Below are 20,214 nucleotides of genomic sequence, written 5' to 3'. Positions count from 1 at the left end.
CTTTGCTCCCGCTGAATTTTGAGGCGAGGGTCTTACCGCCCGTTAATGCGGGATAAAAAGAAGGTATCTCATTTTGGTGAGATACCTTCTTTTTTAATCTTTCTTCAATCTTCGTGCAACACCATTCCCTAAAGACTGTAACCCTTGAACGAGGATAATTAAAATAAAGACGGTTGCATACATTACTTCAGGTTCGTAGCGTAAGTGTCCGAATCGATATGCTAAGTCCCCTAGCCCGCCAGCCCCTACAAGTCCAGCCATTGCTGTTGCACCGATTAAGCCGATTGTTGCAATTGTTAAGCCAAGTACAAGGGAGGGACGAGCTTCTTTCACCATAACGTGCCAAATAATTTTTATAGTAGAAATGCCCATTGCTTGGTAAGCTTCAATAACACCACGGTCCACCTCTAATAAAGCTGTCTCCATTAATCGTGCAATGTAAGGTGCTGTGAATACGACAAGTGGTACAATGACACCTTGCACGCCAATGGATGTTCCCATTAGAAACTTTGTAAAAGGTAAAATGAAGAATAATAGAATGATAAATGGAAGAGAGCGAATGATATTAATAATTGTATTAAGAATCGGATAAATGATTTTATTTTCGTGCTGCCCACCAGGTCTCGTTAAAACAAGTGTGACGCCAAGTGGTAATGCAATAAGGATAGAGATGAATAGTGAAATAGATGTCATTTGAAATGTTTGAATGGTTGCTTCCCATATGACTTTACCCCATTCATCCAAAAAGGACTTGTTTCCCATAATCTGTTCTACCTCCTTCTACGACGATCCCTTGTTCTTGTAAAAATGATAAAGCGCGGTCTACTTCATTTTTTTCACCCTGCATATGAATGACCAGTTTCCCATATGCTTCATGTTTTAACTGTGTAATGTTACCGGATAAAATATTTGGATACACTTGAAAACGTTTTGTAGCAATAGCTAACGCTGGTTCGCCAGAAGAAGTTCCTATAAATGAAAGTGTTACGATTTCTCCGGTTCTTTGTAGTTCTTTTTGTACCTCTTCTGGAATTCTAGCTGCAAATGCACTATTTACGAATTTCTTCGTTGTTATATGTTGTGGGTTGGTGAAAATATCTTTCACAGTTCCACTTTCGATTACTGCTCCATGTTCCATAACAGCAACTCGGTCACATATACGCTGGATGACATTCATTTCATGTGTAATTAATAAAATTGTGATCCCGATTTCTTCATTGATTTTTAATAATAAGTCAAGGATAGAATCAGTTGTTTCCGGATCTAAAGCGCTTGTTGCTTCGTCGCTTAATAACACTTCAGGTTCGTGTGATAGTGCGCGTGCAATGGCAACACGCTGCTTTTGGCCACCAGAAAGTTCACTCGGATAGGCATCTTTTCGATTGAAAAGATCGACAATACGTAAGTATTTTTCTACCCTTTTTTCAATTTCTACTTTGGGAATGCCAGCAAGGCGTAAAGGTAATGCGATATTTTCATAAACTGTCACGGTTTTAAGTAAATTGAATCCTTGAAAGATCATTCCGATTTTTTGTCGCGCTTTTGCGAGTTCTTTTGCTGATAAAGTTGTTAAGTCTTGGTTGTTTACAATGATATTTCCTGTCGTTGGCTTTTCTAATAAATTTACACATCGAATTAATGTACTTTTACCAGCACCACTATATCCAATGATTCCAAATACTTCGCCCTTTTTTACTTGAAGGGAGGTAGGTTTAAGAGCTTCCACATTCCCTTTTTTTGTTGTGAATACTTTGGATACATTTTTTAATTCAATCATTATCGTCAGCTCCTACCAAGACGGTAAAACAGAACCATCAAATTTTTTCTTGATAAATTCTTTCACTTCTTTAGATTGATAAGCTTTCTTTAATTTATTTACAACAGCATCATCTTTATTTTCAGTACGAACAACGACCCAGTTCACATATGGTGAATCTTTTCCTTCACGGAAGATAGAATCTTTCGCAGGGCTTAATTTTGCACCTAATGCAAAGTTTGTATTAATCGCAGCTGCTTTTACTTCACTTAGTTGTGTCGGTAATTGAGATGCCTCTAATTCAACAATCTTTAAGTTTTTTGGATTTTCAATTACATCTTTCGCAGTCGCTTTTTCTGTAGCCTTTGGATCTACTTTTAAAACACCGGCTTTTTCAAATAGCTTTAAAGCTCGAAGTTCATTTGTTGGATCATTTGGTACAGCAATTGCGTCGCCCTCTTTTAAATCCTTTACATCTTTTAAGCTTTTCGAATATACACCCATAGGGAATGTTACTGTTGAAAATACTTCAGTTAATTTCATATTACGTTCAGCTTTAAATACGTCTAAATATGATTTCGTTTGATAGCTATTTACATCGAGGCTTTTTTCATCTAGGGATACGTTTGGTGCTACATAATCATTAAATACTTTTACATCAATTTCGAGACCGTCTTTTGCGGCAACTTCTTTTACCTTTTCAAAAATTTGTTCATGCGGACCGCCTGTTACACCGACAGTAATCTTTTTCTCATCTAACGCTTTTACTTCTTTATCTGAACCCCCACTACATGCGCCTAATAATAATACCGCTCCACTTACAATGCTCAATAATACTTTTTTCATCTATAGTTCCCCCTTCATATACGTTCCAAAATAAAAGGCACCTCTCAAAAATAAGAGAGGTGCCGAATAGACAAAATAGGTTCCTCTCTTATCTTCCAAAACGAAAACTCGTTTTGCAGGAATTAGCACCTTAGCTTATACGTCATAAGCTCGGTTGCCGGGCATCATCGGGCCAGTCCCTCCGCCACTCTTGATAAGAGTATGTGTATGTAGTTTTTTTAATATGGTACTAATAGTAAATCTTACAAAAAGAATTGTCAATGTTATTTTCTGAATATATTTTATTTTAAGGTAATCGAAACATTTCCTTTTTTATGCCCTTTTTCTACATATATATGAGCTTCAGCAATTTCTTCTAATCGGTAAGTTCTATCAATAACAGGCTTTAAATGTTCTGCTTCAGTTAGTTTTTTTAGTAGAATCATATCTTCTTTACTTACTTTTGCCATCATTCCATTCACAGATACATATTTCCCATTAGGTGTTAATGCCTTTTCACAAAGGGATTTTTTATGTTTTCCAACTGCATCAAATATAATATTGTAGCGTTCACCCCGCTTAGTAAAATCTTCTTTTGTATAATCAATTATTTTATCAGCTCCTAAAGATTGCACGAGTTCAAAATTTGAATGACTACAAACAGCCGTAACGGTCGCACCAAAATATTTAGCAAGTTGTACGGCAGCTGTTCCTACTGATCCAGAGGCACCATATATGAGCACTTGTTGCCCTTTTTTTATACGGCCCTTTCTCAGGAAATGTAATGCTGAAGTTCCGCCAAAAGAAATAACTGCCGCTTCTTCATACGTCACATTGGTAGGTTTTAATGCTATTAATCCACTTTCATGTACACATGTGTATTCGGCATAACCACCAAGGTTTAGTTCTGTTAATGCAAAAATTGGATCTCCTTTTTTAAATTGGGTTACATCTGTTCCAATTTCCTCAATTTCTCCAGCTAATTCTACGCCGAGTATAGGTTTTCTCGGTTTTCTGAAACCTAATATGATCCGCATAGGAATCCAAAATAAGAGGGGACTATTAAAGCCGCGTATTCTACAATCTCCAGTCGATACACTTGTTGCATGAATTTTAATTAATACTTCGTTCTTTTTAGGTGTAGGTTTCTCTATATTTTGAAGCTGGAGAACGTTAGGTGGTCCATATTTTGTGCAAATCATTGCTTTCATAATAACCTCCCGAATTTCGTTGTTTTTATTTACATCATATTTAAACCTTTCATCAAACATGTTGTTATTTAGAGTTGAATTTAAATAAGGACATTGGAAATCATATAGATTTAAAAGATAAAAAAGTGGTATTATTTGGTAAAGGGGGATTTTTATGAAGAAAATTATAGTAGCTTCTAGTTTATTACTTACAATTGGTTTAGGGGTAGGGTGTAGTAGTGATAAAGTATCGAAGACGGGTGAACCCAAAACGGCATCAGTAAAGAAAGAGAAGGATTTAGCCGCAAAAGATGTTTTTAATAAGGCGTATGAGAACTTAAAAAATGAAGAGTATGTAACGGTGATGCAGGATATGGACATAAAGGCTGATGGACAAGAACTGAGTATAATGAAGGCTAAAATACAAATAGAGCTGAAAACAAAGAGTTCTCGTGCTGAAATGAATGTTTCGGGTACGGATATTATCATTTATGGTGTAAATGATAAAATTGTTGGTCAAGTGAAGAATCCTAATACAGGTGAAGTTATATCTATACCAGAAGAGAAATTAAATATTAGTGGGATGAATGCAGCCAAGAGTGTGAAAGAGAATGTAGAAATCCCACCAGAAATTGTACAAAAAATGAAGATGGAAAAAAGTGGAGACAAATATAAATTAAAGGTCAGGTTAAAAGGAAAAGATGCAGAGAGTATTTTAGGTAGTATAGGTGAAACGCAGAAGAAAGCATTAGAAGCACAAAATGCAAAGGTAGAAGAGATAGATGCAGAATATATGATCACAAAAGATTTTAAATATGAATCATTAAAATTGGATATAGTTGTGAGTAGAAATAGTAAGGAGAAAGCAAAAATTATGACGGATATAAAATATACATCATATGAAAAATTTGATCCCATACAGTTGCCAGTAACGAATTAATTGATTTGAAGAGAGATGCCTAAAAGAGCAAGGGTATCTCTCTTTTTTCGTTACTAACATATTTTCTTCTTAGAAAAATATGTACAATATGTAGTGAAAGAAATTCAAACAAGGAGAGTGTCATTTGAAAAAAAGAAAGATAGTAGTTGTCATTGTAGCGTATACCGTTTTGTTAGCGGCGTCTGTACATACGTATAAAAAACAACTCGATCATCCTATGATGAGTGATGTCGGTAAATTGCTCCCGACAAAGATTAAACGTGTTGAAAGTGCTACGGATGAGCACTCGTTAATAAAATTAGTGCAAGATGCAAAAGTTTCAGGAGAGAAAATTTCGATTGCGGGTATGCAGCATAGTCAAGGCGGTCAGACGTATTATCCGAACGGTACGATGCTTGATATGAAAGGGTATAATAAAATATTAGAATTCGATGCGGAGAAGAAGAGGATTAGGGTGCAAGGCGGTGTCACCTGGAATGACATTCAAAAGAAAATCAATCCATATGGTCTTGCGGTTCAAGTGATGCAATCTCAAAATATTTTTACTGTTGGTGGTTCATTAAGTGTAAATGTACATGGGCGTGATATTCGTCATGAAGCATTGATTGATACGGTCGAATCCTTTCGACTATTAATGGCAGATGGTACTGTACGCAATGTAAGCAGAAAAGAGAATACGGAGTTATTTCCATATGTCATTGGTGGTTACGGGTTATTTGGTGTTATTTTAGATGTGACGTTAAAGTTAACGGATGATGAATTATATGAAACGCACACAAGAATGCTAGATTATAAAGAATACGCATCTTATTTCAAAGAAAAAGTGAAAAAAGATGAAAATGTTCGTATGCACTTAGCGCGTATTTCTGTTGCTCCAAACTCATTTTTAAAAGAGATGTATGTGACAGATTATACAGTGGCACAAAATCAAAATATGAGGGAAGAGTACAGTGAATTAAAGGAAGAAAATATTATAGCTGCACCGAAATTTTTGCTTGGGTTATCGCGTTATAGCGACTGGGGAAAGAATACGTTTTGGGATATACAAAGAAATTATTTTGAACGTACAGATGGAAAGTATGAGACGCGAAATAATGTTATGAGGTCAGATAGTGCTTTTATGGAATATGAAAATCCGAATAGGACAGAAGTGTTACAAGAATACTTTGTGCCCGTAGATTCTTTCACAAAATACATAGATGATTTACGTAACACATTAACTAAAGAAGAGCTGAATTTGCTCAACATTACGATTCGTTACGTGGAAAAGAATGAAAATGCAGTTTTATCCTATGCGAAAGATGATATGTTTGCACTAGTTCTTTTAATTAATCAGGGACGCTCTGAGAGAGAGATAAAGAAAACAGAAGGTGTCATTCGGAAGATGATCGATGTTACTTTAAAGCATAATGGTAGTTATTATTTACCGTATTATTCTTACCCAACGAAAGAACAGCTAAAGAAAGCATATCCTCGTATAGAAGAATTTCTTCAGAAGAAGAAGGAAGTAGATCCAGAAGAGAGATTTGTGAATTTATTTTATAGGGAGTATACGAAATGACATATAGAAGATTTGTAGCCTCACAAAGTATCATTATGATGGCGGGAAGTATGGTATTTCCCTTTTATATATTATTGCTTCGGAATGTTGGAAATAGTTTCTCACAGTTTGGTTGGGCGTATGGCTTATTTGCTTTAACTTCAGCACTTGTATATCCGTTAGTAGGAAAGATGTCTGATCGAGTAGGCGATCAAAAATTATTAATTATATATGCTTGGTCTATGGCGATATTAATGCTTTGTTTTCCGATCGCCACGGAAGTCTGGCATGTATACATTCTTCAAATTCTAATGGGTATTTTAGGGGCTGTGCAGCGTAATACGGAGAAGACATCGTTAGCACGAAAGGTTGTGCAAGAAAATGCTGGTTATGAGATTGGAAAATATCATGTGTGGACATCGATTGGAGGAGCAGTAGCAATTATTGCAACGGGATATTTAGTAGATTTCTTTACGATTGGTACCATTTTTTATATTGCATCTATCTTATATGTAGTGAGCGGAGTTGTATTAAGTAGTAAAAAAATATAAACATTCCCATTTTTACCTGTATACCCTTTATTTGTTATACTAAAGGGGAAAACAAAAGAAAAGGGGACATTGCCTTTGATGAAATTTTTAATTTTAGCTATTCTCACTTTGTTTTTAATTCCATGGACAAGAAGCGGTAGTAAACTGCGAGCAGTGGATAAGAAAGAGGCTGGGAAGGTTGTAAGGGGTAAGAAATCATCTATTTTAGTTATTCCTATTTTATTTTGGATAGGTATTGCAATCTATGAATATCTTTGGCTAATTGATGATCGAGCAGATTCGATTCTTACTCATTATTCTGTTGCAGTAGCAATTTTAATTGGGCTTGTTTTATTTTCACAAGAGAAGATAGGGAAATTAGAAGGGACATTAAAAGGACTTCTAATGTTTGTTTTACTCGCAAGTTACGGTTATTTTGGTTATTTACACGATATAGTAATCACGCAAACGAAGTATGATTCTGTTGTTAAAGTAGAGAAAGATATTTCAGAGCCATTTACTGAAAATGATCAGCCGTTTACAGTGCCGCCAAAGACAGCGGAGAATAAGATGAAAAAAGTATTTGGGGATATTCCGAAAGTAGCTTATTTTGAGCTGGGAGAATTAACACCACAAATGGTAAATGGTGAGGCTTTATATGTAGCACCGATTGAAGTTTCAGGATTTTTTAAAGCACGTAAGGCTGAGACAATTCCAGGGTATGTAACGATGTCAGGTACGAATCCTGATGCGGAAGCGAAGCTGCACCTCGGTTATAAAATGAAATATGTGCCGAGCATGTTTTTTGGTAATAAATTAGAACGTGTCGTTCGAAAAGCAGAACCGGATTTAATTTTTAAAGGGAAGCCTAAATTCGAAGTTGATGATCAAGGGAAACCGTATTATACAATGACGTATGGTGAATTTATTTCAGGAAGATCTGGATTTGAGGTAGAGGGTGTTGTAGTAGTAGATGCACAAACAGGTGAAGTGAAAAGATACGATAAAGGAAAAGCGCCTAAATTTGTTGATGGTGTGTTAAATCACGAGACCGCATCTACATTAAATACGTATTTTGGTAAATATATTCATGGATTTTGGAATACAAAATTCTCGCAAACGGATATGAAGATTCCGACTGAGTGGGGAACGAAAGAAGGAGTTACACCAATCTTCGGTAAGGATGGAACGCTATATTACTTTACTGATTTCACCTCTCCGAAAGAAGGAGTAGATTCTGCGTTAGGTTACTCGCTTATCGATGCGCGTACAGGTAAGTTGTATTACTATAACGGAAAAGAAGTAAAGGGAATTATGGATGGTTCAGCTGCTTCGGAAGTAGTGGATAATTCTTTTAAGAGAGAGAAATGGCACGGAACGATGCCGGTTATTTATAACGTGTATGGTAAACCTTCTTGGATTGTACCTGTTATTGATGACGGAGGATTAGTACGTGCTCACACGGTTATCTATGCTTCTAATGCGAAAATATTTGCAACAGGTTCGACACAAAAAGAAGCGCTTGAGAATTATAAAAATGCGTTGAGTGGAAGTGGAGATTCATTTAGACCGACTTCAAGTGGTAAAGAAGCACAAAAAGAAGGTACTGTACAACGTGTATATAAAGAAAAATCAGGTGAAAATACGATTGTGTACGTACTATTAGAAAATGAGCAAAAAGTATTTATGGTACCAGCGAAGAAATTCCCATATGCAATGTTTACAGAAGTAGGGGATCCAATCCAAATCACATATTTAGACACAGGAGAAACAATGGCATCTGTATCTAAATTTGCAAATAGTAATTTGAAAAAGTAAAGCGATAGAAATTCTATCGCTTTTTTTTACAGTATAAAACAGGAAAATGCACTATACTTGACGTATGTTTATGTTGTAACTATAATTGTTACGATTTAGTATGTATCGGAAAGGGTGAATTGAAAAAGTGAATGAAGTTAATCACGAAATATATAAACCTGTAAAGATGAACAGGTTATGGATGATTCTTGTACTAGGGACACTTACGGCGATCGGGCCATTATCTATTGATATGTATTTGCCTTCGTTACCGAAATTAACAGATGATTTACAAACGGGTGCATCCCTTGCGCAGCTTACATTGACAGCTTGTTTGCTTGGGCTATCAGTAGGACAGTTGTTTGTCGGTTCAATTAGTGATATTTACGGAAGGCGCAAACCTCTTATTATTGCTCTTATTATTTATGTTGCTTCTTCGTTACTTTGTGCTATTGCGCCATCTATTTGGAGTTTAGTGTTATTACGCTTCTTACAAGGAGCTTCAGGGTCAGCTGGGATTGTTATATCACGTGCAATGGTACGTGACATGTATTCAGGTTCTGAAATGACGAAGTTTTTCTCACTGCTCATGTTAGTAAACGGAGCGGCGCCTATTTTGGCACCGATTATTGGAGGACAATTGCTACAATTTACAACATGGCGCGGTGTCTTCATCGTTCTTGGAGCAATTAGTGTATTTATGTTAATATCAGCTACTTTCGTATTACGTGAAACATTACCTCCTGAAGAAAGAGAAACAGGTGGTTTGTCAGGGACATTGGCGACGTACGGAAAACTGTTAAAGGATCGTCTGTTTATGGGATATGCATTGTCACAAGGGTTAGTAACGGCGGCAATGTTTGCGTACATTTCGGGATCACCATTTGTGTTGCAGAACATATACGGAGCATCACCACAGCAATTTAGCTTATTCTTTGCGATTAATGGTATCGGTATTATTATTGCTAGTCAGGTTACGGGCCGTTTAGCGGGGAAAGTGAATGAGAAGACATTATTTGTTTCCGGTATTATTATTGCAGCTGTTGGTGGTTTATCTTTACTATTAACAATCGTACTAGGAATAGGTTTAATTGGTGTTTTATGTTCCTTATTCCTTGTCGTGTCAAGCGTGGGGGTTGTATCAACAACTGGGTTCTCATTAGCGATGAGAAATCAGAAACAAGCTGCAGGAACAGCATCAGCTTTATTAGGCTTATTACAGTTTATTTCAGGAGCACTTGTTGCACCGCTAGTAGGTATTGGTGGAAGCAACACCGCATTACCGATGGGAGTTGTTATAGCGCTTTGTGAAATTGGTGCTGTATTATGTTATCTATTTATGGCCAGAAGAAGTGAGAAGCAGTTTGAACTGCAACAAAGACAAAATTTAGAGGCTTAATAAAAAAGAGCTGATTCAAATATTTTTTGAATCAGCTCTTTTTTCATTTTTTGAAATAACGCATACAGTTTCGTAAGGTGATGCAAAAGTTATTTGCTTGAACTACTCACCACTTAACGTCCTTACGGACTGTTTGAAGTGGGAGATTCCTAAGTACAGAAGCCTAGTGGCTTCTAATTCATTAGGCTATCCCCGTAGTTCCTACGGTTAGAAGCCTTAAAGCTTCATTTTTAAGATTGATACTTGCGTTAATATCTCTGTCGTGATGACTATTGCACTCAGGACAATCCCATTCACGAAGATTTAGATTCTTAACGTCTTTATTTTGATACCCACAACAAGAACATAATTGGCTTGAAGCAAATGTTTTGGATACCGGAATGACTTGTTTTCCATACCATTTTGCCTTGTATTCTAGCAACGTTCTAAATTGTGACCAAGATACTTCACTAATCGCTTTTGCTAACTTATGATTTTTTAACATATTCGATACTTGTAAATCTTCTATACCGATAACATCGTGGTTTTTGATGATTTCAGTTGAGATTTTGTCCAAGTAATCTTTTCTAGCATTAGCTATGTATTCATGAATTCTAGCTACCCTTACTCGTTGTTTATTCCAGCGAGAAGATCCTTTCATTCTTCTAGAAAGAACACGCTGTGCTTTTGCCAACTTCTCTTCCAATGAGCGAAAAAATTTAGGGTTTTTATAGGTTGTTCCATCTGACAAAATGGCGAAATCTTTTAACCCTACATCCATTCCAATATAAGAATGTGTTTTCGGAAGTTCTTGCACTTCTGTTTTAACTAACAAGGACACAAAGTATTTACCAGAAGGGTTCCGTCTAACCGTAGCATTTAAAATACGTCCCTTTACTTCACGACTTTTGGCAAATCGAACAAGACCTAGTTTCGGCAATTTCATTTTGTTTCCCACAACAACAATGTTTTCATTTGTTTGTTTTGTGGTATAAGATTGTACGTTGTTCTTTTTAGATTTGAAACGCGGGGCACTGTTTTGTTTTTTAAAAAAGCGTGTGTAAGCATCCGCAAGGTTGCGAACAGACGATTGAATAGCAATACTATCCACTTCTTTTAGCCAAACAAACTCTTTCTTCATGGCAGGAAGTTTGGCAGAGCATGTACCATATGTCAAACCCTTTCCTGTTTCTTTGTATGCATTATCCCATAGAGATAGGAAGTGATTGAATACAAAACGAGAACAACCAATCGTTTTATTAATCAGGATCGCTTGTGCTTTATTTGGATAGATACGAAATTTATACGCTTTATTAATCATCCTTCGTTTCACCTCCATTTCGATATATGTCTATTATATACCAAACATACATTCGATTGATAGTGAAGTGATTATTACAAATTTCCTGGTAATACTTTACATATGTCGAACGATTAAGATGACTTCCTGTCATCTCTTGTTCGAAGCCAATTCATCTCCCACCTACTCGCTGGGCTACGTCCTTCACGATCCTTGAGGAAGGAGTCTTCTTGGCTAAATTGATAAAGTGACGATACTGTGACAAAAATGTTGGTGTGTATATTAAGATATCGTCTTAAGTGTAAAAAGTAGGGTGTTCTCGGTATAATAACAAGTGGAGATAAAATAAACTATAATGAGTAATAGCTGTAGATAAAAGGAGAAGAAGAGATGAAGAAGGTTTTGGGTATTGCTGTAATGGGAAGTATGCTCCTTCTAGCAGGGTGTAATGGAAATAAAGATACGAAAGAACCGAAAGAAAAGGTAGAGCAATCTACTGAACAAAAAGAAGAGATAAAAGAATACCTTGCAGTACATGAAAAATACGATATAAAAATAAATAAAGAAATTAATAAAGCACTGCAGTTATTTGAAGTGGCAAAAGAAAAGGGCGGTAAGGAAATAACGAATGCTACATATAAAGAAGACGTGCAAAAGGTAACGACGAGCATGTTAGAAGATATTGATCATATACGTAAAGAAATTCGTGTTCCAAAGTCGAAAGAGAAAGAACATGAGGTATATGTTGGTTTCTTGAATGAATCAGAACAAGCGATGAAAAAATTACAGAAGTTAGCTAAAGAAGAAGATTCATCGTTGATTCGTGATATAGAAATTAATTTTGCAACAGCATCGACATACTATAAACGTTTTCAAGCAGAAACGAAAAAATAACCTTGCGCATGCAAGGTTATTTTTTCTTCTTACCATCTCCGTCTTCATCCTCGGATACTAATACCTTCTGTTCTTCGTGAAATTCAGAAATTGTTTGTCCGGTAATATTATCGAATGGAGTTATAAAAAGAAGTGATACGTTTCTTTTGAATAAAGAGTTTATAGAAGCCGATGATGACAAGTATAACGATGGTTAATGGTAATCCTATAGTAGCAAGAAGTAAGGAATCCATTTTATAACTCCTTTAATACAATTTCTTTTTATTATAAGCGAAAGATTGTAATTTCAATAACTAGCATCGCAGAAAACTGATTTTTCTAAATATATCTAATTTGATTGACTTTTCATTTTTTCAGAATTATAATTCGAAATATACAATTTGAACCAAATAATAATATAGCAATTTACTTATCCAGAGAGGTAGAGGGACTGGCCCTATGACACCTCAGCAGCGGGTTCTATAACAGGAACACCGTGCTAATTCCAGCAAGCAAGTCTTGAAAGATAAGTGATGGGCCTTTGTTTATTAAGCCTTGATCTTATTTTTTTAAGATCAAGGCTTTTTGTATTCTAAAAAGAGAAAAGGGAGTAATGGGGAAAATACGTTAATAAAACTAAGTAAATTTATGTGTTTAGGGGGTTATTGAAGTGTATGTAATTAAAAAATTATCGGTTATGGTATTCACACTATGGGTTATTACGACAGTGACATTTCTAATTATGCATATTATTCCAGGCGATCCATTTTCATCGGATGCGAAAATCTTTCCTGAAGAAGTGATACAAAATATGAGAGCAAAGTATCATCTTGATGAACCGTTATGGAATCAATATGTTGCGTATCTAGACGGCGTAGTTCATTTTGATTTTGGTGAATCCGTTCAATCGACGGGGCAAGGCGTATCAGAAATTATAACGACAGGATTTGGTCCATCAGCGATTATTGGTTTACAAGCACTTGTTATTTCATTATTAGTCGGAATTGCAGCAGGTACATTTGCTGCTCTCTATCACGGGAGAGTAATTGATTATGGTGTGAGTTTACTTGCGATTCTCGGCATATCTATTCCAAGTTTTATTTTAGCACCACTATTTATACAAGTATTCGCTATTCAATTTGAGCTCTTACCAGTAGCGTCTTGGGGCACATTCGAGCATACGGTGTTGCCATCCTTTGCATTAGCGTTAGGGCCAATCGCGGTTATTACAAGGTTTGTTCGTTCTAATATGATCGAAGTTTTGCAGAGTGATTATATTAAGCTAGCAAGAGCGAAAGGTATACCAATTAAGAAGATTATTATAAGACACGCTCTTCGGAATGCAATTGTTCCAGTACTTACATTTGTTGGACCGTTAATGGCTGGGCTTTTAACAGGGACTTTCGTTATTGAAAAAATATTTTCCATTCCTGGTTTAGGAAAATATTTCGTAGATAGTATTTTTAATCGAGATTATCCGGTAATTATGGGAACAACCATTTTCTATAGTGCGCTATTGATTGTATGTATTTTTATTACAGATATCATTCATCGTATTGTTGATCCGCGCATTCGTTCTATTACGTAAGGAGGGGGGATATTTAAATGGGAGCTTATGAAATTAATAAACAGTTATTAACGAATGAAGAGAAAAAAGAATTAACGATAAATAAAGAGCAGCAAACGATTAGCCGAAAAAAGGAAGTACTTCGTAAGTTTGTATCGAATCCAATCGCAGTTTTAGGGTCAGTGACGTTATTACTAATTATTGTATTCTCTCTTATTGGTGAAAGTTTAACGCCATTTACTGCGAGTGAGCAAGTAAAAGAGGCAACAAACTTACCGCCTAGTAGTGAACATTGGTTCGGAACAGATGATTTAGGTAGAGACATATGGGCACGTACATGGGCTGGCGGGAAAATTTCGCTAACAGTTGGATTGGTAGCAGCAGCTCTTGATATAGGGCTAGGTGTACTGATCGGTGGATTTAGTGGATATGTGAGAGGGCGCAATCGCCTTGGAACGTTAATTGATGAGTGGATTATAAGAGGGATTGAAGTATTATATGGTATCCCATATTTATTAATTGTTATTTTACTATTAATCGTTATGAAACCAGGTCTTTTTACCATCATTATCGCCCTTGCATTAACAGGGTGGATTGGAATGGCTCGTCTCATTCGAGCTCAAGTCTTGTCTTTAAAACAAAGAGAGTTTGTTATTGCAGCAGAGCGATTAGGTACATCGCATATGAAAATTATATATGGACATTTAATTCCAAACTTAACAGGCATTATTATCGTGAATTTGTCATTTACAATTCCAGCAGCTATTTTCTCAGAATCATTTTTAAGCTTTATTGGCCTTGGAGTGCAATCGCCAGCAGCGAGTTGGGGAACGATGACGAACGATGCACTTGGGACATTACTAAGCGGAGAGTGGTGGCAGCTATTCTTCCCGGCAATCATGATTGCACTCATCATGTTCGCATTTAATGCTATTGGTGATGGTTTGCAAGATGCAATTGATCCGAAAATCGTAAAACGGAATCGAAAGGAGAAAAAACATGGGACAGCTCTTATCTTTAGAAAACGTAACGTTAGCCGTTGAAAAAGAGAATAGTAAGCAAGCGATTGTGAAACATGTTTCCTTTTCTATTAACAAAGGTGAAATAGTGGCATTGGTAGGGGAGAGTGGTTCAGGAAAAAGCGTTACAGGGCAATCTATTATCGGCTTAAATCAAGAATCCATTCGTATCGATGGTGGAAATGTATCTTTCCAATCAAAGGAATTAACGAATTTACAAGAATCAGAATGGAATCAAATTCGCGGGAAAGATATTTCCTTTATCTTTCAAGATCCGCTTTCATCTTTAAATCCGACGATGAAGGTGGGAAGGCAAATTACAGAAGTGATTTTGCAACACGAAAAGAAATCGAAAAAAGAGGCAAAAAAAATTGCAATTAACCTATTAAATGATTTAGGAATACATGAAGCAGAGAAACGTTTTGAACAGTACCCACATCAATTAAGTGGCGGTATGAGGCAACGTATTTGTTTAGCAATTGCGTTTGCTTGTCATCCAAAGCTTGTTATTGCAGACGAGCCAACAACAGCGTTAGATGTAACGATTCAAAAACAAATTATGGGATTATTAAAAGAGCGGAAAGAAAAACAAAATACGAGCATTTTATTAATCACACACGACTTGGCGCTTGTACGTGAAGTAGCTGACCGGGTGGTAGTTATGTACGGTGGACGTGTTGTTGAAAAAGGGACGATACAGGAAGTAATAGGTTCTCCTAAACATCCATATACGAAAAGCTTATTACAAGCAATTCCGAATATGGATGATTCAGAAAAAGTATTACGTGCAATAGAAGGAACGACACCTTCCATTGAAACATTAAATAGCTTTGGTTGTCCCTTTGTTAATCGTTGCCCAGTAGCAATAAAAGAATGCATTCATCGCTTCCCAGAGAGAACAACATATTCTGAGGAGCATAGTTCTCATTGTTGGCAGCATGTTCTAGAGCATAACCAAGCGAAATCAAAAGAGAAGGTGAATGCTTCATGACGACAGATTTAATTACGGTAAAGCAAGTAAAGAAAACGTATGGAAGTAAAAACAAAGAAATCACAGCTTTAAAAGATATATCTCTTTCTATCCCGAAAGGAACAACGCTTGGCATTATTGGAGAAAGCGGTTCTGGAAAAACAACACTCGGTAAGCTTATAGCTGGGATCGAGAAACCAACGTCTGGTGAAATTGATTATAACGGTCAAGTTGTTCACAAGTTGAAGGCAGCTCATAAGCGTGATTTCTTACAGAAAGTGCAGTTCATTTTTCAAGATTCCACAGCGGCATTAAATCCGCGCTGGAAAGTACGCGATAGCGTAACAGAAGGCTATATTTCATTTGGTTTAGGCGATAAAGGATTGAAAGATAAAGTCGCGGGTGATGCGCTAGAGCGTGTTGGGTTAGATAGACGATATATTGATCGTTACCCGCATGAATTTAGCGGAGGGCAACGTCAACGTATTGCTATTGCAAGAGCTTTATTATGTGAGCCAGAAGTATTGATTCTGGATGAACCAATTTCAGCATTAGATGTTTCACTTCAAATCCAAATTGTGCACTTGCTGCAAAAGATTCAAAAGAAACAAGGCTATACATATTTATTTATCGCGCATGATTTACCGATGGTTCACTATTTATGTGAAAAAGTGGCTGTCTTATATAAAGGAGAACTTGTTGAATTTGGAGATACGGATGAAGTATTTCGTAATCCACAACATTCTTATACAAAAACATTATTAGCATCAACACCAAAAATTTCAGGGTAAAGGGGAATGTAAGATGAAGAAGTTTTTACTGTTTGTCATTATGACCGTTTTAGCAATTACTTCTGTCGCTTGCGGTAAGAAAGAGACGCAAAAGGCAAGTGCTGGTAAGGGAGGAGGAGATCGATTAGTAACGAATATTGGTAGCGATCCATATACACTTGATTCCGCTATTGCAACAGATAGCACGTCAGGTTATGTAATTGGACATTTATTCTCAAGTTTATATACGCAAGATAGTGATGGGAAATATCAAAATGAATTAGCAGAGAAAGAAGAAGTCAATACTGATGGAACTGAATATACAATTCATTTAAAGAAAGATATTAAATGGTCAGATGGTTCTGCTATTACAGCAAATGACTTTGAATTTGCATGGAAGCGATTATTAAATCCAAAAACAGGTTCTATGAATGCGACAGAAATGTATTTTATTAAAGGTGCAGAGGCATATAATACTGGAAAAGGTGAAGAAGGCCAAGTGGGTATTCAAGTTGTTGATCCTCAAACATTAAAGGTAACACTAGAGCACCCAGTGTCTTCTATTAAACAAAAATTAGCAAGTTCATTATTTATTCCATTATCTAAAAAATCAATTGATGATAATAATAAATTAAAAACAGATCCAAAAGAGTTAATTACGAACGGACCATTCACGTTAAAAGAATGGAAGCATAACCAAGCAATTACAGTACAAAAAAATAAAGAATACTATGATAAAAAGGTAACATTAAAAGAAATTGAGTTTCGTATTATTCCAGACTCTAAAACAGCGTACCAATTATACAAATCAAAAGAATTAGATTTACTAAGTGGTTTACCACAAGAGATGATTGAGAAAGAAAAAGGAAATAAAGAATATAAGCGTGTTGCAGGATTTTCATCTTATATTTATTCGTTTAACGTAGAAAAAGAGCCATTCACAAATGCGAAAGTACGTAAAGCATTCTCATTAGCAGTTGATCGCAAGTTTATCGTGGAAAAACTCTATAAAAACAATGCACAAGAAGCAAATGCATTCGTTCCAGAAGGAGCAAAAACACAAAGTGGCCGTGATTTCCGTAAAGAAAAAGGTGGTTACGTTAAATTTGATCCAGCAGAAGCGAAAAAATTACTAGAAGAAGGTATGAAAGAACAAGGCTGGTCTACATTACCTGAAGTAACATTAAAATTCACTACAGATACACAACATAAAAAAGTAGCAGAAGCAATGCAAGAAATGTTTAAGAAAAATCTAGGCGTAGATATTAAATTAGAAAATAAAGAGTGGAAGAGTTACATCGACACATATAAGCAAAGTGATTTCCAATTAGCTTATATGGGATGGGGCGGCTCTCTATTAGATCCAATTACTAAACTAGATCTATATGCAGGTGATGGTCCGAATAACTATGCAAAATGGCATAATAAAGAATTTGATGCTTTAGTAAAAGAAGCAGAAGTTGAACAAGATGAAGATAAGCGCTTTGACTTACTGCATAAAGCAGAAGATATTATGTTTACAGATTCACCATTAATTCCGGTTATATTCCCTTCTGATTCCTATTTACAAAAAGAATCAGTATCTGGACTGCAATATTATGTTGGATCTAAGCCAGATTTAAGATATGCAAAAATAAAGAAGTAGGCAACCGCCTACTTCTTTATTTTATTTCTCTTTTATATTCTTTTTTCGTTCCATCAGAGAAGACAACTTCTAAATCGAATTTTTGGTAGTCTTTATCAAGTTTGAACACGTTCACTATTTGATCGATTACTTCTTGGTCAGGAGTATCTTTATCAAATTTTAATTCTTTTAGAAGTGGGCTTAATTTTGTGATAGCCTCGTCTCCTGTTAATTTTACATCTGCTTTATGATCTTCAATTTTTGCTTCCATTTTTTTATCAGCTGCTACGTTTTTATAGTCTGCTTCGTAGTCTTTCTTTGTATCTTGGTAGTCTGCCTTTAAATCGAATTCATTGAAGTTTAGTTTTAAATCAGCAGGAGCTTCATTCTTCGCCTCTTCTGTAGTCTTTTTATTAGAAGTTGTGTCTTCTTTTGCAGGAGCTTTACATCCTGTTAATGCAGGTACTAGCATAAGAGCTAATAAAACTGATAGTAAAATTCTCATTATAAATTCCTCCTTATGTAAATTCGTTCTATACAAGTTTTTCCCAAAAACATGTAATTATGTATGTGCTAAAAATAAATTATTATTCTGTAGCTACAAGGGCTAATCCGCAATTTAAATCAAAAATAATTTGTATGTATATGGTAAATTGAAGTTGTGAGGGGGTACTAAAATGCATGAAGAATATAAAGAGATGATGAAAAAAGCAATTGAATATATAGAGGAGCATTTACATGAGGAGCTTACAACAGAAAAAGTGGCATCTCACATTGCAGTATCGATGTACCATTTTCATCGTATTTTTCAAAGTTATATTGGGATGAGTGTCACGGATTATATTCGAAAGAGAAGGTTAACTCATGCTGCGCAGGTTTTAGTGTCAACTGAGAGAGCAGTTATTGATATTGCAGTGCAATACGGTTTTTCCTCACAAGAGGCATTTACGAGAGCTTTTAAAAGAATGTTCCAATTGCCACCAAAGAAATATCGAAAGTATTTCCAATCATTTTATATAGAAAGAGAGGGTGTTTCAATGCAAAAAGGTATACCGAAAGGATGGATCTTAAGTGGAAGTCATCCTGCTGAATATGAGATGGGTTTAGATTATGAAGTTGTCCATCAAGGGAAAGTATCTGCATACATAAAAGCAAAAGAGAATGTTACGCACGGAGGATTTTCAACATTAATGCAAATGTTCCGAGCGGATAAATATGTAGGAAAGAGATTACGTTTTACAGCATTTGTTAAGAGTGAAAACGTAAGAGATTGGGCAGGATTGTGGATGCGAGTAGACGGAAAAGATACAGAACCGCTCGCTATGGATAACATGCAAAATCGTCCAATTAAAAATACGAATAACTGGCAATCGTACTCGGTTGTATTAGATATAAAAGAAGAAGCACTTGGTATTGCATTTGGTGTTTTATTATCAGGAGAAGGTTGTGTGTGGCTAGATAGTATTCGATTTGATGAAGTGGATGGAAAAATTCCTTCAACAGATTTGGCTGAAAACTTTTATGAAACACTCCTAGAAGAGCCGGTAAATCTGCAATTTGAAGAGATAGAAAAGTAAGGAGAAAAGGTATGTTCAAATATGTAAAACTAATAAGCATTAGTTTAGTAGTATCTTCTTGTATTATGGGGATTAACTATTTGATTAGCTATCTTTGGTCAGGGCATATACCTTCTTTGACGTGGAAAATATATTTGATGTTTTTATTTATATTTATGATGAGTTTTAGTTCAATGCAAAAAGAAGGGGAAGAGGATTATTGACAATAGTCTTCTTCGCTTTTCTTTCATTAACACAAATGTTCATAACTGTTTTCGGAAATGCAGGTATGATCTTTAATATAATTTCACTATCGTTACAACTTGTAAGTTCGGGTGTAATCGTACCACATGAGATGCTTTCTAAAACATATCAAACAATCGACGAATTATTTCCCGCAACATATGCAGCAAATGGCTATTATACAATAATATTCGGAGGAGTTAGTTTAGAGAGAAATATTATTTCATTATTAGTTATTGTATTGGTTACACAATCAGTAGCAGTGATGACTTTAGCGATAAAAGGAATGGTAAAGGGAAGAAGAAGCTCTGTAGTTAAAGAAGCATAAAATAAAAA

At 35.8% G+C, this 20,214-nt stretch carries 20 protein-coding genes, 1 pseudogene and 2 riboswitches; of the genes and pseudogenes, 14 read left to right on the top strand and 7 right to left on the bottom strand.

The genetic code is table 11. The features are described from left to right. Window positions 1–93: 93 nt before the first annotated feature. The 4 genes from QCI44_RS27355 to QCI44_RS27340 form a co-directional block, all read right to left on the bottom strand. Window positions 94–762 carry a methionine ABC transporter permease gene (locus QCI44_RS27355; RefSeq protein WP_016089651.1) on the bottom strand — a complete coding sequence of 223 codons (669 nt, stop codon included), beginning with the start codon at window positions 760–762 and terminating at the stop codon, window positions 94–96. Further along, complete coding sequence (locus QCI44_RS27350) at window positions 737–1,777, bottom strand: methionine ABC transporter ATP-binding protein (protein ID WP_088083156.1); 1,041 nt, start codon at window positions 1,775–1,777, stop codon at window positions 737–739. The genes QCI44_RS27355 and QCI44_RS27350 overlap by 26 nt, the downstream gene beginning before the upstream one ends. Before the next feature lie 12 nt (window positions 1,778–1,789). Next, window positions 1,790–2,602 (bottom strand): MetQ/NlpA family ABC transporter substrate-binding protein, encoded by an 813-nt coding sequence (locus tag QCI44_RS27345; RefSeq protein ID WP_116363776.1) that lies wholly within the window; start codon window positions 2,600–2,602, stop codon window positions 1,790–1,792. A gap of 85 nt (window positions 2,603–2,687) precedes the next feature. Further along, window positions 2,688–2,802, bottom strand: a riboswitch (SAM riboswitch). An 81-nt stretch (window positions 2,803–2,883) separates the two neighbouring features. After that, window positions 2,884–3,792, bottom strand: a complete 909-nt coding sequence (locus QCI44_RS27340; protein WP_088083158.1) for an NAD(P)-dependent alcohol dehydrogenase — start codon at window positions 3,790–3,792, stop codon at window positions 2,884–2,886. 154 nt (window positions 3,793–3,946) lie between these two features. Here QCI44_RS27340 and QCI44_RS27335 point away from each other — a divergent pair, with 154 nt between their 5' ends. From QCI44_RS27335 to QCI44_RS27315, 5 genes are all read left to right on the top strand, one after another. After that, a complete protein-coding gene (locus tag QCI44_RS27335) occupies window positions 3,947–4,711 on the top strand; it encodes a hypothetical protein (protein ID WP_016089647.1) in 765 nt (254 codons plus the stop codon). Window positions 4,712–4,835: 124 nt separating this feature from the next. Beyond that, window positions 4,836–6,272: an FAD-binding oxidoreductase gene (locus tag QCI44_RS27330; protein ID WP_088083159.1), complete on the top strand. Its 1,437-nt coding sequence runs from the start codon at window positions 4,836–4,838 to the stop codon at window positions 6,270–6,272. Further along, the gene (locus QCI44_RS27325) at window positions 6,269–6,802 is read left to right on the top strand and encodes an MFS transporter (protein ID WP_016089645.1); all 534 of its coding nucleotides are present in this window, start codon (window positions 6,269–6,271) and stop codon (window positions 6,800–6,802) included. The genes QCI44_RS27330 and QCI44_RS27325 overlap by 4 nt, the downstream gene beginning before the upstream one ends. Window positions 6,803–6,880: 78 nt before the next feature. Then, complete coding sequence (locus QCI44_RS27320; protein WP_088083160.1) at window positions 6,881–8,599, top strand: DUF3981 domain-containing protein; 1,719 nt, start codon at window positions 6,881–6,883, stop codon at window positions 8,597–8,599. Between the two features lie 118 nt (window positions 8,600–8,717). Next, a complete protein-coding gene (locus tag QCI44_RS27315) occupies window positions 8,718–9,977 on the top strand; it encodes a multidrug effflux MFS transporter (RefSeq protein WP_116329624.1) in 1,260 nt (419 codons plus the stop codon). A gap of 181 nt (window positions 9,978–10,158) precedes the next feature. On the opposite strand, the gene tnpB is transcribed toward QCI44_RS27315, so the two are convergent. Then, a complete protein-coding gene (gene tnpB / locus QCI44_RS27310; protein WP_353811513.1) occupies window positions 10,159–11,277 on the bottom strand; it encodes an IS200/IS605 family element RNA-guided endonuclease TnpB in 1,119 nt (372 codons plus the stop codon). Between the two features lie 369 nt (window positions 11,278–11,646). Between tnpB and QCI44_RS27305 the strand changes: the two genes are divergently transcribed. Further along, window positions 11,647–12,150, top strand: a complete 504-nt coding sequence (locus QCI44_RS27305) for a lipoprotein (RefSeq protein WP_016089642.1) — start codon at window positions 11,647–11,649, stop codon at window positions 12,148–12,150. Between the two features lie 16 nt (window positions 12,151–12,166). Here QCI44_RS27305 and QCI44_RS27300 read toward each other — a convergent pair. Then, window positions 12,167–12,383: pseudogene (locus QCI44_RS27300) on the bottom strand (DUF3951 domain-containing protein). Window positions 12,384–12,556: 173 nt separating this feature from the next. Beyond that, a riboswitch (SAM riboswitch) is annotated at window positions 12,557–12,662 on the top strand. A 137-nt stretch (window positions 12,663–12,799) separates the two neighbouring features. On the opposite strand from QCI44_RS27300, the gene QCI44_RS27295 reads away from it, so the two are divergent. Genes QCI44_RS27295 through QCI44_RS27275 form a run of 5 tightly spaced genes read left to right on the top strand, consistent with a single transcriptional unit; the run spans window position 12,800 to window position 18,100 of the window. Continuing rightward, window positions 12,800–13,717: an ABC transporter permease gene (locus QCI44_RS27295; protein ID WP_016089641.1), complete on the top strand. Its 918-nt coding sequence runs from the start codon at window positions 12,800–12,802 to the stop codon at window positions 13,715–13,717. A 17-nt stretch (window positions 13,718–13,734) separates the two neighbouring features. Further along, entirely contained in the window at window positions 13,735–14,739 is a 1,005-nt protein-coding gene (locus tag QCI44_RS27290; protein ID WP_016089640.1) for an ABC transporter permease, read from the top strand. Next, entirely contained in the window at window positions 14,696–15,706 is a 1,011-nt protein-coding gene (locus QCI44_RS27285; RefSeq protein ID WP_353811512.1) for an ABC transporter ATP-binding protein, read from the top strand. Before QCI44_RS27290 ends, QCI44_RS27285 begins: the two co-directional genes overlap by 44 nt. Next, complete coding sequence (locus QCI44_RS27280) at window positions 15,703–16,476, top strand: ABC transporter ATP-binding protein (RefSeq protein WP_088083162.1); 774 nt, start codon at window positions 15,703–15,705, stop codon at window positions 16,474–16,476. Before QCI44_RS27285 ends, QCI44_RS27280 begins: the two co-directional genes overlap by 4 nt. 13 nt (window positions 16,477–16,489) lie before the next feature. Then, the gene (locus QCI44_RS27275; RefSeq protein ID WP_016089637.1) at window positions 16,490–18,100 is read left to right on the top strand and encodes a peptide ABC transporter substrate-binding protein; all 1,611 of its coding nucleotides are present in this window, start codon (window positions 16,490–16,492) and stop codon (window positions 18,098–18,100) included. 16 nt (window positions 18,101–18,116) lie between these two features. On the opposite strand, the gene QCI44_RS27270 is transcribed toward QCI44_RS27275, so the two are convergent. Continuing rightward, complete coding sequence (locus tag QCI44_RS27270; protein WP_016133452.1) at window positions 18,117–18,584, bottom strand: YusW family protein; 468 nt, start codon at window positions 18,582–18,584, stop codon at window positions 18,117–18,119. A gap of 172 nt (window positions 18,585–18,756) precedes the next feature. Here QCI44_RS27270 and QCI44_RS27265 point away from each other — a divergent pair, with 172 nt between their 5' ends. From QCI44_RS27265 to QCI44_RS27255, 3 genes are read left to right on the top strand one after another with little or no spacing between them, the layout of a single operon-like run. Beyond that, window positions 18,757–19,656: a helix-turn-helix transcriptional regulator gene (locus tag QCI44_RS27265; RefSeq protein WP_016089635.1), complete on the top strand. Its 900-nt coding sequence runs from the start codon at window positions 18,757–18,759 to the stop codon at window positions 19,654–19,656. Window positions 19,657–19,667: 11 nt separating this feature from the next. Then, a complete protein-coding gene (locus QCI44_RS27260; RefSeq protein ID WP_016089634.1) occupies window positions 19,668–19,859 on the top strand; it encodes a hypothetical protein in 192 nt (63 codons plus the stop codon). Next, entirely contained in the window at window positions 19,856–20,206 is a 351-nt protein-coding gene (locus tag QCI44_RS27255) for an ABC-2 transporter permease (protein ID WP_016089633.1), read from the top strand. The genes QCI44_RS27260 and QCI44_RS27255 overlap by 4 nt, the downstream gene beginning before the upstream one ends. Window positions 20,207–20,214 lie beyond the last annotated feature (8 nt).

Source organism: Bacillus cereus group sp. RP37 (assembly GCF_040459695.1).
Lineage (GTDB): Bacteria > Bacillota > Bacilli > Bacillales > Bacillaceae_G > Bacillus_A.
This window is presented reverse-complemented; position numbering and strand designations above follow the sequence as displayed.